Here is a 15634-nt window from a genome sequence, read left to right on the forward strand (position 1 = left end):
CGGCTCCGTCGACCTGTCTGTTCCGTCGTCAATCCCCCAAGCTGAGCAGCGTCGTCGGGGCGGGAATGGCTTGGCGAGGGTCAATGCGCCAGGCACTTGCGGCCCATTGCCATTGCCTTGTAGGTCCCCTTCAGGTCGACGACAAAGGTCCCCTTGGTTTCCGGAAACACGATCATTTTGTATTTCTTCGCCACGTCGCGCTTGAATTTCGGGTCGTCCGTCAGGATGTAGCCGCCAGAATATCCGCCCTTGAGTTCGCCGCTCGTGCTGGTGGCCACACCACTATAAAGATGGCCGTCGATGGAGACGAAGATTTGCGACTGGTTGCCGTTCTGAAGGCCGATGTCCACCGTCGTGAACGCGCCGAGATACCCGACCTCCTGATTTGCGGTAACGCCCATTTGCACTGAACTTGGCCCATCTTGGCGAACGATCAAACAATCTCCGCGTGTTTGATTTGCATAGACCGTCCAGCCCTCGACATCGTCGCCGTATCGGACAAGCACGTCGCTGGCCTTGGGAAGTGGATTTTGCGTTTGTGCGTAAGCTGCCGTCGCGGATGACAGTGCCACTGACGTTGCAGCGATGAATGTCATGAAGTTTCGCATAAATTTTCCCCTCGTGTTCTGGCTGCATTGTTCTGTGGACGTTGGCGCCGTCTGCCGGGCTTTGCCTGTCCGCGCGCAACATCAGGATCTCGCTCGGTAGACGTTTCGAAAAGGACGAAATCGGCTTAGCCCATGTCGGCGATTAGAACTTCGCGCAGCTCAAACTGCTGCCTTTCTACTCCTTGCGGAAGGTAACTAACTGTATGCTACCCGGGTCAAAGCAATGCCGATTTCCAGCCCTGCTTTTCTGGGCGACCGGAGAAAGGAGTTCGACAGCTTGCAAGTGAGCCAAGCGCGTCGAAACTTGCCGGCGAACATTCTTTACCAAAATTGGCAGCTTAGGTGATCGGCCCCCACCCGACGAGCGAGTGTCGGATCGGCAGTGAATTCGGTCATTCCTACCTGCCATCCCTACCCGAGATTACAGTTAGTTACCTCCCCGCTTGCCGGCTCACGTGCAAAGGATGGGCTGGGAACGTTTCCCAGTAGGAAGTCAAAGCGGACAGGTCCTTGCGGGTCAGCACTCTCGTGAGCCAGCAGCATACGGCATTTCGAGATCGGATGCTTGCGCTGGCCGCAACCCCTGCACCTGCTTGCAATGCGGCAAGGATACTCGTTGCAGCTTCAGCTGCATGACAAGGGAGGACACACCATGAGCAACGACACATCTGACAAAGAACCGCAGGACAATTCCCCAAAGCGCGGGGAAGGCATACGGCGTCGCGATCTACTGCTCAGCGGTGCCTCCCTGCTTACCGCCGCGGCAATGTCAGGTGGCGCCGTCGCCGTGTCGACGACGCGGGTATCGGCAGAGGAGACGAAGGCGACGCCGGGTCCGGTCGTCGATACAACAGTCGACCGTACCGCTCTGCCGATCGCGGAACCGACCTATCCGCCGATCACCGAACTCGATGCCCGCAATGTGAAGGCGCCGCCGATCTTTCAGGTCACGGCGCCAATTGGCGCCCCCAACGTCATCGTGATCCTGCTCGACAATTTCGGCTACGCCGGCTCCACAACAATGGGCGGCGTCATAAACCTACCGACTCTGGATCGCCTCGCCAAGGAAGGCCTGATCTACAACAACTTCCATGTGAATCCGATCTGCTCGGCGAGCCGGGTGGCGCTGCTAACGGGCCGCAATTGCCACAGCGCCAACATGGGCACGATCTCGGAAATGTCCACTGGCTTTCCTGGTCAGACCTCCATGCTTCCCAACAGCGTTGCACCACTAGCGAAGATCCTGAAGCACAACGGCTACAGCACGGCGATGTTCGGCAAATGCCACGAATACGTGGCTTGGGAAAGCGGTCTCACGGGGCCATTCGACCAGTGGCCCACCGGCCTCGGATTCGAAAGATTTTACGGCAACGTAATTGGAGAATCGGATCAATTCTTTCCGGTAGCTCACGACAACACGACGCTGGTTCCCACATCGAAGGACCCAAACTACTACTACCAGACTGACATCGCGGACCGTGCTATCGAATGGATTAAGGCACAGAAAACCCTTAACCCCGACAAACCCTTCTTTGTCTACTACCCGGCACAAGGCATGCATGATCCAGTGCAGATGCCAGACTCGTGGAAGGACAAATATAAGGGCAAGTTCAATCAAGGTTGGGACAAATACCGAGAGGAGATTCTGGCGCGCCAGAAAAAGCTTGGCATCGTCCCGGAGAACACCCAGCTCACGCCAAAAGCCCCTATTGCCGACGACTGGGACAGTTTGAGCCCTGATGAGAAGAAGATCTGTGTCCGCTACCAGGAACTCTTTGCGGCATTCGCCGAGCTGACGGACTACGAGATCGGGAGGGTCATCCAGGCTGTCGATGAGATGGGGGCGCTGGACAACACGCTGATTATCTATGTCACGGGTGACAACGGGGCGAGCCCCAACGGCGGACGCATTGGCGTTCACAACACCATGAGCACCTTCAACCAATCGCCGGAGACACTTCAATTCCAGCTTGATCACCTCGATGACGTAGGGGGGCCTCACTCCGCCATGACGCCGCCGGCCGGCTGGTCGTTTGCCGACAACACGCCGTTTGCCTATTCGCAACTCCACACCCAGTACGGCGGCATCACCAACGCTGCAATAGTCAGCTGGCCGAAAGGAATCGCAGCAAAAGGTGAAATACGCAACCAGTACCACCACCTGATCGACGTCGTGCCGACCATTCTGGAGGCAGCGGGCTTGCCGCATCCCAAGACAGTCAACGGCGCACCGCAAAAGCCCATGGAAGGCGTCAGTATGCTCGCTTCGTTCACCGACGCACAGGCCAAGTCGGCTCATACAGTGCAGTATTACGAGGTCTACGGAAACCGCGGCATCTACAAGGATGGATGGTACGCTGCGACGCTGCACAAGGTGTCGTGGGAGCCAAAGCCCCGCAGCACCTACGCCGAGGACAAATGGGAACTGTTCAACACGGCGGAAGACTTCAGTTGCGCCATCGATGTGTCGGAAAAGTTCCCGGACAAGCTCAGAGAGTTGCAGGACGCGTTCCTGGTTGAGGCGGTGAAGTACAGCGTGCTGCCGCTTGACGATCGAGCCCAGGAGCGATTCAATGCCGGGCTGGCGGGGCGTCCAGACTATATGGGAGGCCGTACGTCACTGGCGGTCTATCCCGGCATGGTTGGCATGAAGGAGAATGCCTTCATCGACGTGAAGAACCGGAGTTCCTCGGTGACTGCCGAACTGGAAGTCCCGGACAACGGCGCTTCGGGAGTAATCCTGGCACAGGGCGGTTCGCACTCAGGCTGGAGCCTTTACGTGAAGGATGGCAAACCCAAATTCGCCTACAACTTCCTCGGCGTCGTGACGACCATCGCTTCCAACGAGCCGCTGCCTGCTGGGCCTGTCACACTCGTCTACGAGTTTGCCTATGACGGCGGCAAGTTCGGGGCAGGCGGCACAGGGAAGCTCTCGATCGGCGGGAAAGCGGTCGCCTCGGGCAGGATCGAGCGCACCATTCCGTTTATCTACGGCGTTGAGACCGCCGATGTTGGCGTGGACCTCTACAGCCCGGTGACTCCTGACTACGCCCAGGGCGACAACGGCTTTACCGGAACAATCAAGAAAGTGACGATCGATGTGAACCCTGGGGGCGGCAGCACGCAGGACGCTGGCGCGCCGAACCCAAACTGACGTGACCTGTGTTGCGCTGGAGGTGAAGTGCAAAGTAGGCCTTCGGCTGGACCGATAGGCTAACAGCCGCGTCGGCGAAGAAGTCCTGCCCTCACGAAGCTGCTGCTAGCGAGGGTAAACCGCAGATAGGGAAGAATTCTCGGATCGATGCGCAACAGCAACACTCTTGCGGGTTACCCTGACATCCCGGCGCCTCGGCCTACGCCGTCCTCTTCGGAGATGGTTTGGATTCCAGGCGGCGAGTTTCTGATGGGCTCGGACAAAGGCTATGCAGAGGAAGCTCCGGCACACCGCGTCCGTGTCGATGGCTTCTGGATGGATTGCCGAACTGTTACCAATGCCGATTTCGAACGTTTCGTTGCAGAAACTGGATATATCACGCTTGCTGAGAGGCCGGTAAACCCGGCGGACTATCCCGGCGCTTTGCCGGACAGGCTGTTGCCGTCCTCCACCATCTTCAAGAAGCCCACAGAGCCTGTGGATATGCGCAACCACTACAATTGGTGGATGTATGTCGGTGGGGCAAATTGGCGCCATCCACGCGGACCGGCGAGCAGCATCAAGAAGCTGAAGGACCATCCTGTCGTCCACATTGCCTACGAGGATGTCGAGGCCTACGCAGCCTGGATCGGTAAGGAAGTACCGACCGAGGCGGAATGGGAGTTCGGGGCACGTGGCGGGTTGGAAGGCGCCGAGTATGCCTGGGGCGAAGAACTGACCCCTGGCGGACAGCATATGGCGAATATCTGGCAGGGCGATTTCCCCTACCGCAACACCGTCGATGACGGGTACGAATACACCGCTCCGGTGGGGTCGTTTGCGCCCAATGGCTATGGCCTCTACGATATGGCCGGCAATGTCTGGCAATGGACGTCGGACTGGTATCGGGACCACGGCGCAATTGATAGCCCCTGCTGCACGGCGGCCAATCCACGAGGTGGACGCCAAGAGCAGAGCTACGACCCACGCGAGCCCGAGGTGCAGATACCGCGCAAGGTCACCAAGGGTGGTTCGCATCTGTGTGCGCCGAACTATTGCAGACGCTATCGGCCTGCCGCCCGCATGGCACAGCCGATAGATACCTCGATCTCACATCTTGGATTTCGGCTCATCGCACGAAGCCGCGGTTTTGGCCGCGATTCGGAGAGCGGAAATGCTGAGACCAGCGGGGACAAATTCCGGCCCAAGACCGGCGAAGACTGAACTTCAATGGCGCCTGGGGATGGCGAAAAATGAAAGTCGAGGGGTACCAATGATTTATCATCGCGTTTTGTTTGCCGCGCTGGCAGGCTCTGTTCTTCTACCGGCAATTGGTCATGCCGATGAGAATGGCGTCAGCTTTTGGCTCCCAGGTCAATATGGCAGCTTCGCCGCGACCCCCGGGACCCCCGGTTGGTCTTGGGCAACGATTTACTATCACGGATCGGTCGGGGCAGGCGGAGGGCAGGAGTTCCCGCGTGGTGGGCAGGTCGACGTCGGTCTGGACGGGCGGGCGAACCTCGTTATCTTCGGGCCAAGCTATACGTTCGAGACGCCGGTCCTGGGAGGCGCGCAGCTGACGCTGAGTGCTTTGACGGCGGGAGGCCGTAGCGTGGTCGGCGTAGATTCCGTGCTGTCGGGGCCTGGAGGCGTCCCCATCTCCGGCAGCAGGACCGACACGGTCACGGGCTTCGGTGATCTCTATCCAACGGCGACGCTCAAGTGGAACGCCGGCGTCAACAACTACATGACCTATCTTGCCGGGGACATCCCGGTCGGCGCCTATGACGCCGACCGCTTGGCCAATCTCGGCCTCGGCCATGCAGCCATCGATGCTGGCGGCGGTTACACCTATTTCAATCCGACAAACGGCAGGGAAGCATCCGCCGTTGTCGGGTTTACCTACAACTTCAAAAATCCCGACACGGACTACCAGAACGGTGTGGATATGCACATCGATTGGGCCGCCGCGCAGTTCCTGAACAAGCAGTTCTTCGTTGGAGCTGGGGGGTATTATTACCAGCAGCTCACTGGAGACAGTGGGAGTGGAGCGGTGCTTGGGGACTTCAAATCGCGTGTCGCTGGCATCGGCCCGCAAATCGGCTACCTGTTCCCCGTGAGCGATAAGGTTCAGGGCGTTTTCAACGCCAAGGCTTACTGGGAATTCGCCCGCGAAAACCGAGCTTCAGGCTGGAACCTTTGGGTTGGCTTTGCCTTCTCACCCGCCGCGCCGAAGACAACAGAGTAGTGCCGCTTATCGCCGACTAGCGTACGCATCGGGACGGTAATCCCACAGCGGTCAGTCGGCGATTTTCAGCCCCGCTTTCCGAAGCGAGCCGATAACGAATTCGCGATCTTCCGCGCGGCCCAAACGCATCGAAATTTGCTGGCGTATGTTCTTCACCAGAACTGGCTGATGTTGTTCGAGCCAAATGCGTTCCTGGTTAGCTTTGACGGTGTCTCCGGCCTCGCCGAAGATAGCTGCGCCATACAAATGGTAGATCGGGTTCTGGAGCGCAGGGGTTCTCTCAAGCCACATGGCTGCCTTCGAATAGTCGCCGCCGAAATAGGAGCAAATGGCCAGGTCCGCCTCATAGTAGGCAGAGGCTCCAGGATTCTGCCGGCGGGACTCCGCGATCATCGAACAGCCTTCCTTCCAATTTCCGGACGCCGCCAGACGCTCGCCATATTCGCCCAGAAACTCAGTGTCGTTCGGGTTGACTGCAAGGCTTTCCTTGCCGAGTCTTAAAGATGCTTCGATCTGTCTGTCGAAGTAGAGGGCAACCATTTTTGCCTGGCGGCCTCGCATATTGACAGGATCAAGTTCCACAGCTCGCCCCGCAGCGACCAAGGCGCTCTGCAGCCTCGATACTGACAAGGCGGGATCAGCCGAAAGCCCGAATCGATAGTCATCGATGTAGGTCAACGACAAAAGACCCCAGGCACTCGAATAGCTTGGGAAGCGACCCACGGCTTGCTCTAGGCATGTGCGGACAGACGAACGGCGTTCGGGATCAAGATCCGAGCGATATTCGTAGAAAGCGAGCGTGCAACTGTATGCGGCCCAATCGTCGGGAGGCCTGCTCACAAAGAGATTGCTGTCCGCCTGGAAGATTACACCATCAGTTTGCGCCAAGGTCTTTGAAACGCTATTCGCTATCTCGGTTTGGGCATCGATGAATGCCGCGACGTTCAGCCGGCCATCGTACCTGTTGGCCCAAAGAATCGAGTTGTCGGCCCGCTTGATCATTCGCACCTGCAGGTGAAAGGCATCAGTCGACAGTGTGACGCTTCCCGCAACGACGAAGCGTGGTGGCGATATTGTAGGGTCGTCAGCCTTTCCCGCGGACTCCATAACCACGATGTCCTTGAACTTGGAAAGCTTTTCGACGATCTCCTGCTTTAGCCCGCTTGCTATGCGCCCCGCATCCTGGGAGTCGCTCTGATCTTCAAAGGCTTCAACAAGCACGCGCGGTCTTTCGGGGACACCGGTTTTGGCGGACGTCCACCACCAGGCCGATGCTGCAATTCCAACTGCCAGCAAGACAACGAACGCGGCCGGAACCAGCAATCGCGACGACATCCGCTGCGGTGGGAGTTCGGCGACCGGCAGCGACATGACCGCGGCGGCGGGCTGCGCGACGGGAGTTTGCTCACGACGCAAAAAGTCGGGGACATACCCGCCTTTCGGGATGGTGATGAGAATTGGATCGGCCTGTCCGGAGGTCAGGTAATAGCGCTCAAGCGCCCGTCGAAGGTGACCAGCCTCGATGCGTACGATCGGATCTGACTGGGGATCGAAGGACTCCCCACGACCAAACACTTCGACCGCAATCGAATAGGCCTTGATGCGATCGCCACGGCCAGCCAGCGCCTCCTCCACGACATAGCGAAAAAAACGATGCTCGCGATCAGTGGCATCGAAATCCTGACTGCTAAGAATAAGAGCAAGCTGCGTGCGGCAATCTCCAACAAAGAGATCGTCTCCTCTCGCTAAGTTTGTCCCCGGCTGTATCAACCCATCCTCGCTTGCCCAGACGCCTTTTTTACCGGCTTTTTCTAGGGGGACAACTCACTCCTTCACGTAGCTTACATTCCACGACTGGCTCATGACAATATGGCCCAGCGAAATCACAGCAATACGGGCAAAGCTTTACACCGACCTCCCTGTGGTTGGCCCAGCCTGGGTGATCGATGCTCGCATTGTCCCCAAACGCTTTCTGCCGGCTTTTTCGTTGGGCGATTACACACTCTTCCACGTAACTTACATTCCGCCGGAACCTCGGGCCAATATAATTCGGCCAGATCATTGAATTGTGTCATGGCCACTCAAAGCGGACAGCTCAGAAAACATAGTGCGGCTTCGGCGGCGGTACGTCGGTTCCCGCAATTCGAACTGACGATTCATCGTCTGATGGATCGCAACGAAAGCTTTCGTGAGATGTGCGAGGAACTCGCGGAGGCGGAGCTTGCACTTTCAAAGGTAGATCTGATCGCGCCGGAGTTGCGCGCGGCCAGGCGAACCGAGTGGCAGGAACTGGTGGATCGGTTGATCGGGGAAGTTGGAGCAGTCGTCCTCGAATCCGAAGCTGCCCGAAGAGCTGGCTTCAATCTTGGTTCGCAGCGTTGAGCTCCGCGATACCTTTGTCGAAGGGAGTGCTGGCTTTGAAAGCTGTGTCCGGCGGTCGATACCGGAAAAGGGCCGTGGCGATGCTCCCATCATGGCTTATTGGGACAGCAGCTTGGGCGGAAGATAGCAGCGAGGATCTCGCCAAGAAGTTGTCCAACCCCATCGCCTCGCTGATCAGCGTGCCAATCCAGTTCAACTACGACAGCGGCTATGGCCCGAACGATGGCGACAAGGCCTATGTCAATGTTCAGCCGGTGATCCCGATTACGCTCAACGACGACTGGAACCTCATTTCGCGCACCGTAGTGCCTATAGCCTGGCAGAACGACATTGCGGGTCCGTCCGGCGATCAGGTCGGGCTCGGGGACATATCTCAAAGCCTGTTCTTCTCGCCCTCTATAACCGGCGCCAGCGGGATTATCTGGGGCGTAGGGCCGGTGTTCCTTTTGCCTACTGCGACCGACCCATTGCTCGGCGGACAAAAATGGGGGGCCGGGCCAACGGTCGTCGTCCTCAAGCAATTCGACGGGTGGACGGTTGGCCTTCTGGCTAATCATATCTGGTCGTTTGCGGGCGACGAGAACCGCAACGAAATCAGCGCGACTTACCTGCAGCCCTTCATATCCTACACGACCAAGGACGCCTGGACGTTCACGCTCAGCACCGAGAGCACATACGATTGGGGAGCAAGCCAATGGTCGGTTCCCATCGGCTTCCAGGCATCCAAACTGGTGCTTTTCGGCAAGCAGCCGGTCAGCCTGAGTGCGAGTGTGCGCTACTGGGCGGAGAGCCCGGAAAACGGACCTGACGGTTTTGGGTTTCGAACCGGCGTCACATTCCTCTTTCCGAAGACATAGTTTTGATAACCGGCCAATAGCCGGGACGTAATGACGACAACTGACCAATGGAGGAAATCATGAAATCGAAGTTCAGCTTGCGGAGCGCGCTCATTTTTGCCCTGGCGCTGGCAACATTTGTTGAAGTTGACCCGGTCTCGCTGGCAACAGGAAATTCGGTGTCGTCTGAAGCGATGGCGAAGGTCGGTCGGCCTCTTACGCCCAGAAGCGTAGCAGGCGTGGGGCGCCGCACGACACGGCGCGTGGTGCGGCGAACAGTCCGCAGAACGGGCGTCTATGTGGCTAGCCTTCCCGCTGGCTGCGCAAAGATTTCGGTCAACGGCGCCTGGTACTGGCACTGTGGCGCCACCTACTACCAGCACACCGGCACCAAATACGTGGTCGTTCACATCAACTGAGAATTGTCGGCGACAGGGCTCAAACAGCTCGGGGGAGTACGCGTGAAAGTAACCAGGTCCAAAGTCACGCGTATGAAGTGGGCTCTGATTTTTCCGGCAGTCATCGCACTGCTGGCAGGATGCGCGTCGCGACCCACCAACGTGCTGTTGCCTGTCGCCGACACGTCACCGTCATCCAGCAAGATAAACATGCTAGTAGCGACCACCCGCAGCCGGTCTTCCAACCCCGCAGAAATGTACACGGGCGAACGCGGAATGGCTCCCTCGTTTGCCGACATCACGGTGTCGATCCCGCCTGCATCGGTCCGCAAAGTCGGCGAGGTCGCCTGGCCCAAGAAGCTGCCATCGAACCCGGCGACCGATTTCGCGGTTCTGAACGCCGAAGAATTATCGGTGCAGTCGGCCAAGGGTTGGCTGCACGCTTCCGTAAAGAGGAGCCCGGACCATAGTGTCCTGGTTTTCATCCACGGGTTCAACAATCGGTTCGAGGACGCAGTCTATCGCTTCGCCCAGATCGCCAAGGACACGGGCACAAGCAGCGCCCCCATCCTGGTCACTTGGCCGTCGCGAGGTAGCACGCTAGCCTACGGGTATGATCGCGAAAGCACCAACTACACGCGAGACGCGGTAGAATTGCTGTTCCAGTACCTGGCTCGCGATCCCGAGGTGAAAGAGGTTTCGATCCTGGCGCATTCGATGGGCAACTGGCTTGCGCTGGAATCCCTGCGTCAGATGGCCATCCGCAATGGCGGCCTGCCGGCGAAGTTCAAGAACGTCATGCTTGCTGCCCCGGACGTCGATGTCGATGTGTTTCGCACCCAGATCGCCGACATGGGCAAACAGCACCCCAAGTTTACGCTCTTTGTCTCTCAGGACGATCGAGCGCTGGCAGTCTCGCGACGGATTTGGGGCAACATCCCTCGGCTGGGATCGATCAATCCGGAAGAGGCTCCCTACAAGGAAGAACTTGCGAGCGAGAATGTAACGGTTATCGATTTGACGAAGGTCAAATCCGGGGACAGTCTGAACCATGGCAAGTTTGCCGCCTCGCCGCAGATCGTGCAGTTGATCGGGGCGCGGATGGCCGACGGCCAGACCCTGACCGACAGCAGGGTCGGTCTCGGCGACACCATCGTGCAGGCGACGACAGGTGCTGCGGCCGCGGCAGGCAGTGCCGCGGGATTGGTGATCGCGGCGCCCGTTGCTGTTGTCGATCAGAACACCAGAGAAAACTACGGCAAGGAGGTCGAGGGCCTGACCGGCAGTCGAGGCAGCAAGAAAACAGACGCCAGTGGCAAGAAGTGCAATCCTGCCAAAGGGTGCATGAAATAATCACTGACGGCGAGGGTGAGAGAGGAACATGGGCACTCGATTTCGACGACATTTTTGGAGAGCGTCGCTGGCGGCATTGACGATGCTGGCGACTCGAAAACCTATCAAGTCGAACTCAACGCCGGCGGCAAGAAGACAAGCTGCCTGATCGATACCGATGGAAACGTCAAATCCGTGGAGCCAGTCTGATCGGCGCCCCTTGACAAAATAATCCGATCTTCCCCAGAGGATGCTCCGTCAGCTCAAGCACCTCTGCTTTCCGGAATTTCGCGCCCGAAGCTGCCCGTCCGCTTCCGGCCCAAAAGCAGCTAGGCCGCGCCTCATATCGGCCGTTAAAGTCAGCTTCGCCAGTGACTGGAAGCAGACGTTATCGGCGACCGCGCTGAAGGGGCGGTGGTGCTCAACCCGACTTCCTCAAAGCCTAGTAGCAATAACGGCTGGACAGCCGATGCATCGATGCCGAACATCCCGGGCTGCGACTCCTTAGGGATCTGCGGATCAATGTCCTGACGGCGAGGGAACCAAGATTTCGAAACCCACCTTTCTTGAGATCGCCCGCCGCGCCGGGGTTGGCACGGCGACGGTCGAGCGCGTGCTGAACGGCAGGGGCGGCGTCACGCCTGCCACCGTCGAGAAGGTCGTCGCCGCCGCTCGCTCGCTCGACTATCCTCGCCGCTTGCCGGAAGCTCATCGCGGGGTGATCAGGATTGAGGTCATCCTGGTGCGCCCGGACGCTACCTTCTTTGCCCGACTGTCTCGCGCTTTCGAGCGTATCGCCGCGACGCTCGACCGCACTATCGCCGTCCACCGCACCTTTCTCGACGAGGCGGATCCGGCGGCAATCGCGCGGCGGATCCTCGATCCAGAGATGCGACGCGCAGGCCTCATTCTGGCGGTTCCCGACCATCCGCTGGTTGGCGCGGCGCTGAGTCAGCTGGAGAGGCAAAACATCCCGACCGTGCAGATCGTCACTGAGATTTCCGGCACCAGCGGCGCCTATGTCGGCATCGACAACTACGCGGCCGGGCGCATGGCCGGCCTCATGCTGTCGCGCATGCAGAGGCATCCAGGCAAGGTGGTCGCGGTCTGCCACAGCCAGATCTACCGCGTGCATCGCGACCGCGTGCGTGGATTCTTCGACTATCTGATGGAGAGGGCGACCGACGATTTCGAACTGGTCGGTGCGCTGTTCGGCCATGACGACGGCGACCGCAACGCCGAGCAGCTTCTGGAAGCCTTGAAGCGCTGGCCGGACCTTGCCGGCCTCTACAATGCCGGTGGCGCCAACGCAGCGCTGAACGATGTGCTTCGGCGGCACCCATTGGGACGCCAGGTCTTTTTCGTCGGCCATGAGCTCACCGAGCGCAGTGCCGCCGCGCTGCGCGAGGGCACGATGGATGTCGTGCTCGACCAAGCACCCGAGGCGCAGGCCAGGCGAGCCATGGACCTCGTGCTGGCAACATTGAACCTGCACGACCTGGCGGTTGAAAACCCGCCGATCCGCTTCGTCACCTTCACCGCCGAGAACCTTTGATCTGATTTGATCAAGGTATAGCGAGCTTTCGCGTCCGTCGCGGTGCTAACTCGCCGGGAACGGACGGCGACCGCATATGAAGTTCGCCCCCTCATCCGGCCGCGTCGCATCAGGCTTCTCCGTTGGGAGAAGAGGCTGGCGCCAAGCGGCAGACGGTCGGATTGCCACAGATCGATGGCAATCCGGGTGAGGGGGCATTCTCCACATGTGATGGCGCTCCGCGAAGGGAGGACGACCAGTGACGAGAAGGCCGACGGCTTACGACCTCAGGAGCGCCAAGGGCAGCAAGAAATGGCTGCAGCTTCATGTCGACACGCCGGCCGAGGCGGCCGCCGCGGTCGCCTGCGACATCGTGATCCTGTCCTGCGAGCCCGACCACAATCTGGAGCCGATCCGCAAGGCGGCGCCCTTCGCCTTCCTCTCGGTCGGCATGCAGCACGGCGCGGTCGCTTCGCCCGACGAGGCGGTGCGGCTCGGTTTCGCCATGCTGAAGCGCGGCGCCGACGCCGTCTATTGCTCGCACTCGCCGCGCTTCATCGAGGCGATGGCGGCTGAGGGCATTCCGGTCACCGGTCATGTCGGCCTGGTGCCGAACCTCGCCACCTGGACCAATTTCCGCGCCATTGGCCGCACGGCGGAGGAAGCTTTCAAGGTGCTGCGCGCCGCCAAGGATTTGGAGAATGCGGGCGCCGCCTGCATCGAGGTCGAAGTCGTGCCGGTGCGGCTTGCCGAGCACATCACCCGCTCGACCCCGCTGATCACCATGGGCATGGGCTGCGGTTCGGCCTGCGACACGCAGTATTTGTTTTCCAGCGACGTGCTGGGCACGCATACCGGCCACTATCCGCGCCATGCCAAGCGCTATGCCGATTTCGTCACGCTCGAGGCCGAGCTGCAGGAAAAGCGCATCAGTGCCTTCCGCGCCTTCGGCCGCGACGTGACAGCCGGCGCCTATCCGGAAGCGAAGCACCAGGTCGACATGGACGATGCCGCCTACGACCGCTTCCTCACCCTTTCCCAATCTCTGTGAGATCGCTATGGACGACCTGAAATACGGCACTCGCAACAAACGAGGCGACTGGGCTCCGAGCGAGCCGGCCGGCACCGCGCCGCTGTTTACCTTTCCGCCGCGCCCGTTGGCGCTGGTGAAATGGCTGCCGAGCTATTTCCTGCCTTACAATCTGCTCTTCGCGCTGTCAGCGGTGGCGTGGTGGCGCTTCGTGCTGCCCGACGTCGAGGTGATGAAGACGCTCTCCGTCGGCTGGATCCTGCGCCTCTTCCTCGTCAACTGTGCGGCGCTGCTCGTCTTCTTTGGCGTCTTCGAGCTTCGACTCTACATCTTGAGAGCCCAAGGCAACCGCTTCAAATACAACGGCAAATGGCCATCCGAGCAGAAGAGCAAGGCGTTCTTCTTCGAGAATCAGAACCTCGACAACATGCTGCGCACCTTCGGTACCGGCATGCCGATCTGGACGGCCATCGAGGTGGCGATCCTCTATGCCTACGCCAATGGCTACGTGCCGTGGCTAACGGTCGCCGAGCACCCAGTCTACCTGTTCTGCCTGGCGCTGGTGGTGCCGATCATCCACGAGACGCATTTCTTCCTGCTGCACCGGGCGATCCACTGGCCGCCGCTCTACAAATGGGTGCATTCGGTGCACCACAATTCAGTGAACCCCTCGCCGTGGTCGTCGCTGTCGATGCATCCGGTCGAGCAGTTCGGCTATCTCGGCGTTGCATTCTGGCACCTGATCATCCCGTCGAACCCGCTGCTCGTGCTCTACCAGCTCCACTATGCCGGCTTCGGCGCGATTCCCGGTCATGTCGGCTTTGACAAGGTCGAGCTTGGCGAGGACACCAGCATCGATAGCCACGCCTACATCCACTACCTCCATCACAAATATTTCGAGGTGAACTACGGCGACGGGCTCATCCCGTTCGACCGATGGTTGGGCACTTTCCACGACGGCAGCAAGGAAGGCGAGGCCCGCATGCAGGCCCGCTACGAGAAGAAGAAGGCGCGCGCCAACGCCGCCCAATAGGGGCTTGAACAGACAGCCCGAACCGACAGCCACGCGAGGCGGTTCCGGCCGTCATCGCAAGCCATCCCGCAAGGGCCGGAAGTCAAAGGAGGAGTGAACCGGCACTCCATCCGCAAGGGAGGAAAACCGTGAAGAAACTTCTCATTTCGACAGCGTTGGCAGCCTTGATGTCGACGGCATTCACCGCGACTATGTCGACCAATGCGATGGCTGCAAAAATCGGCGTCAGCATCGTCAACTTCGACAACAATTTTCAGACGTTGCTGAGGGACGGCATGCAAGCCCGCGCCAAGGAAAAGGGCGCCGGCATCCAGGTCGAGGACGCGCAGAACGACGTCGCCAAGCAGCTTGACCAGGTCAAGAACTTCATCGCCAGCGGCGTCGACGCCATCATCGTCACGCTGGTCGACACCAATGCGTCTAGGACGCTCAGCGAGGAAGCCGCCAAGGCCGGCATCCCGCTGGTCTTCGTCAACCTCGAACCGTCAGACATGGCGAACCTGCCGGAGAAACAGGTCTATGTCGGCTCCAACGAGGTGGAGTCCGGCACGCTGGAAGCGTTCGAGGTGTGCAAGATGCTGCGCGCCAAAGGCAAGTCGGCAGGCGCCAACGCCTACATCGTCATGGGCAGCCTCGTCCACCAGGCGGCCCTGCAGCGGACCAAGGATGTCGAGCAGATCTTCAGCACCGACATGTGCAACTTCATCAAGATCGTCGACAAGCAGTCATCCGAATGGTCGCGCGACAATGCGCAGAACCTGATGACCAACTGGCTGACCGCCGGCGGCGCGCCGGACGCCGTCATCGCCAACAATGACGAATCCGCTATCGGCGCCATCCTGGCGCTGAAGGCCAACGGCATCGACATGAAGAATGTGGTCGTTGGCGGTATAGACGCCACGCAGGACGGACTGCAGTCGATGAAGGCCGGCGACCTCTCTGTGACGGTGTTCCAGAACGCCAAGGGGCAGGGCGGTGGCGGTGTCGACGCCGCCCTTGCGCTGGCCAAGGGCGAGAAGGTCGACCGCGTCGTCTACGTGCCGTTCGAGCTGGTGACCCCGGCCAACGCCGCCGACTACCTCAACAAGAACTGATCCCAA

The 15634-nt window shown here is 59.7% G+C and carries 13 protein-coding genes; 11 read left to right on the forward strand and 2 right to left on the reverse strand.

Going from position 1 to position 15634, the window contains the following annotated elements:
* Positions 1-80: 80 nt before the first annotated feature.
* A complete protein-coding gene (locus tag AC1D10_RS08690; protein WP_477270615.1) occupies positions 81-608 on the reverse strand; it encodes a hypothetical protein in 528 nt (175 codons plus the stop codon).
* A 652-nt stretch (positions 609-1260) separates the two neighbouring features.
* Here AC1D10_RS08690 and AC1D10_RS08695 point away from each other — a divergent pair.
* The 3 genes from AC1D10_RS08695 to AC1D10_RS08705 all read left to right on the forward strand — a co-directional run bounded on the left by AC1D10_RS08695 (position 1261) and on the right by AC1D10_RS08705 (position 5989).
* A complete protein-coding gene (locus AC1D10_RS08695; protein ID WP_477270617.1) occupies positions 1261-3762 on the forward strand; it encodes an arylsulfatase in 2502 nt (833 codons plus the stop codon).
* Positions 3763-3981: 219 nt separating this feature from the next.
* Positions 3982-4965 carry a formylglycine-generating enzyme family protein gene (locus AC1D10_RS08700; protein ID WP_477270955.1) on the forward strand — a complete coding sequence of 328 codons (984 nt, stop codon included), beginning with the start codon at positions 3982-3984 and terminating at the stop codon, positions 4963-4965.
* 49 nt (positions 4966-5014) lie between these two features.
* Positions 5015-5989, forward strand: coding sequence for a SphA family protein (locus AC1D10_RS08705; protein ID WP_477270619.1), 975 nt, complete (start codon positions 5015-5017; stop codon positions 5987-5989).
* A gap of 51 nt (positions 5990-6040) precedes the next feature.
* Here AC1D10_RS08705 and AC1D10_RS08710 read toward each other — a convergent pair whose 3' ends face one another.
* On the reverse strand, positions 6041-7759 hold the full coding sequence (locus AC1D10_RS08710; protein ID WP_477270621.1) for a hypothetical protein: 1719 nt from the start codon (positions 7757-7759) through the stop codon (positions 6041-6043).
* A gap of 303 nt (positions 7760-8062) precedes the next feature.
* Here AC1D10_RS08710 and AC1D10_RS08715 point away from each other — a divergent pair, with 303 nt between their 5' ends.
* From AC1D10_RS08715 to AC1D10_RS08750, 8 genes are all read left to right on the forward strand, one after another.
* Complete coding sequence (locus tag AC1D10_RS08715; RefSeq protein WP_477270623.1) at positions 8063-8371, forward strand: hypothetical protein; 309 nt, start codon at positions 8063-8065, stop codon at positions 8369-8371.
* Positions 8372-8451: 80 nt separating this feature from the next.
* Positions 8452-9228: a transporter gene (locus tag AC1D10_RS08720; RefSeq protein ID WP_477270957.1), complete on the forward strand. Its 777-nt coding sequence runs from the start codon at positions 8452-8454 to the stop codon at positions 9226-9228.
* 59 nt (positions 9229-9287) lie between these two features.
* Entirely contained in the window at positions 9288-9626 is a 339-nt protein-coding gene (locus tag AC1D10_RS08725) for a hypothetical protein (protein WP_477270625.1), read from the forward strand.
* A gap of 72 nt (positions 9627-9698) precedes the next feature.
* On the forward strand, positions 9699-10958 hold the full coding sequence (locus AC1D10_RS08730) for an alpha/beta hydrolase (protein WP_477270627.1): 1260 nt from the start codon (positions 9699-9701) through the stop codon (positions 10956-10958).
* 526 nt (positions 10959-11484) lie between these two features.
* Positions 11485-12492, forward strand: a complete 1008-nt coding sequence (locus AC1D10_RS08735) for a LacI family DNA-binding transcriptional regulator (protein ID WP_477270959.1) — start codon at positions 11485-11487, stop codon at positions 12490-12492.
* A gap of 238 nt (positions 12493-12730) precedes the next feature.
* The gene (locus AC1D10_RS08740) at positions 12731-13522 is read left to right on the forward strand and encodes a 3-methyl-2-oxobutanoate hydroxymethyltransferase (RefSeq protein ID WP_477270629.1); all 792 of its coding nucleotides are present in this window, start codon (positions 12731-12733) and stop codon (positions 13520-13522) included.
* A gap of 7 nt (positions 13523-13529) precedes the next feature.
* Positions 13530-14534, forward strand: a complete 1005-nt coding sequence (locus AC1D10_RS08745) for a sterol desaturase family protein (protein WP_477270631.1) — start codon at positions 13530-13532, stop codon at positions 14532-14534.
* A gap of 128 nt (positions 14535-14662) precedes the next feature.
* On the forward strand, positions 14663-15628 hold the full coding sequence (locus AC1D10_RS08750; protein ID WP_477270633.1) for a sugar ABC transporter substrate-binding protein: 966 nt from the start codon (positions 14663-14665) through the stop codon (positions 15626-15628).
* Positions 15629-15634: the final 6 nt, after the last annotated feature.

The sequence above is a fragment of the Mesorhizobium sp. P2_A8 genome (assembly GCF_056404935.1).

Bases quoted from the DNA above. Each gene is read 5' to 3' on its own strand.
- AC1D10_RS08690 (WP_477270615.1), bottom strand. From the start codon at position 608: ATGCGAAACTTCATGACATTCATCGCTGCAACGTCAGTGGCACTGTCA.
- AC1D10_RS08695 (WP_477270617.1), top strand. From the start codon at position 1,261: ATGAGCAACGACACATCTGACAAAGAACCGCAGGACAATTCCCCAAAG.
- AC1D10_RS08700 (WP_477270955.1), top strand. From the start codon at position 3,982: ATGGTTTGGATTCCAGGCGGCGAGTTTCTGATGGGCTCGGACAAAGGC.
- AC1D10_RS08705 (WP_477270619.1), top strand. From the start codon at position 5,015: ATGATTTATCATCGCGTTTTGTTTGCCGCGCTGGCAGGCTCTGTTCTT.
- AC1D10_RS08715 (WP_477270623.1), top strand. From the start codon at position 8,063: ATGGCCACTCAAAGCGGACAGCTCAGAAAACATAGTGCGGCTTCGGCG.
- AC1D10_RS08720 (WP_477270957.1), top strand. From the start codon at position 8,452: ATGCTCCCATCATGGCTTATTGGGACAGCAGCTTGGGCGGAAGATAGC.
- AC1D10_RS08725 (WP_477270625.1), top strand. From the start codon at position 9,288: ATGAAATCGAAGTTCAGCTTGCGGAGCGCGCTCATTTTTGCCCTGGCG.
- AC1D10_RS08730 (WP_477270627.1), top strand. From the start codon at position 9,699: ATGAAGTGGGCTCTGATTTTTCCGGCAGTCATCGCACTGCTGGCAGGA.
- AC1D10_RS08745 (WP_477270631.1), top strand. From the start codon at position 13,530: ATGGACGACCTGAAATACGGCACTCGCAACAAACGAGGCGACTGGGCT.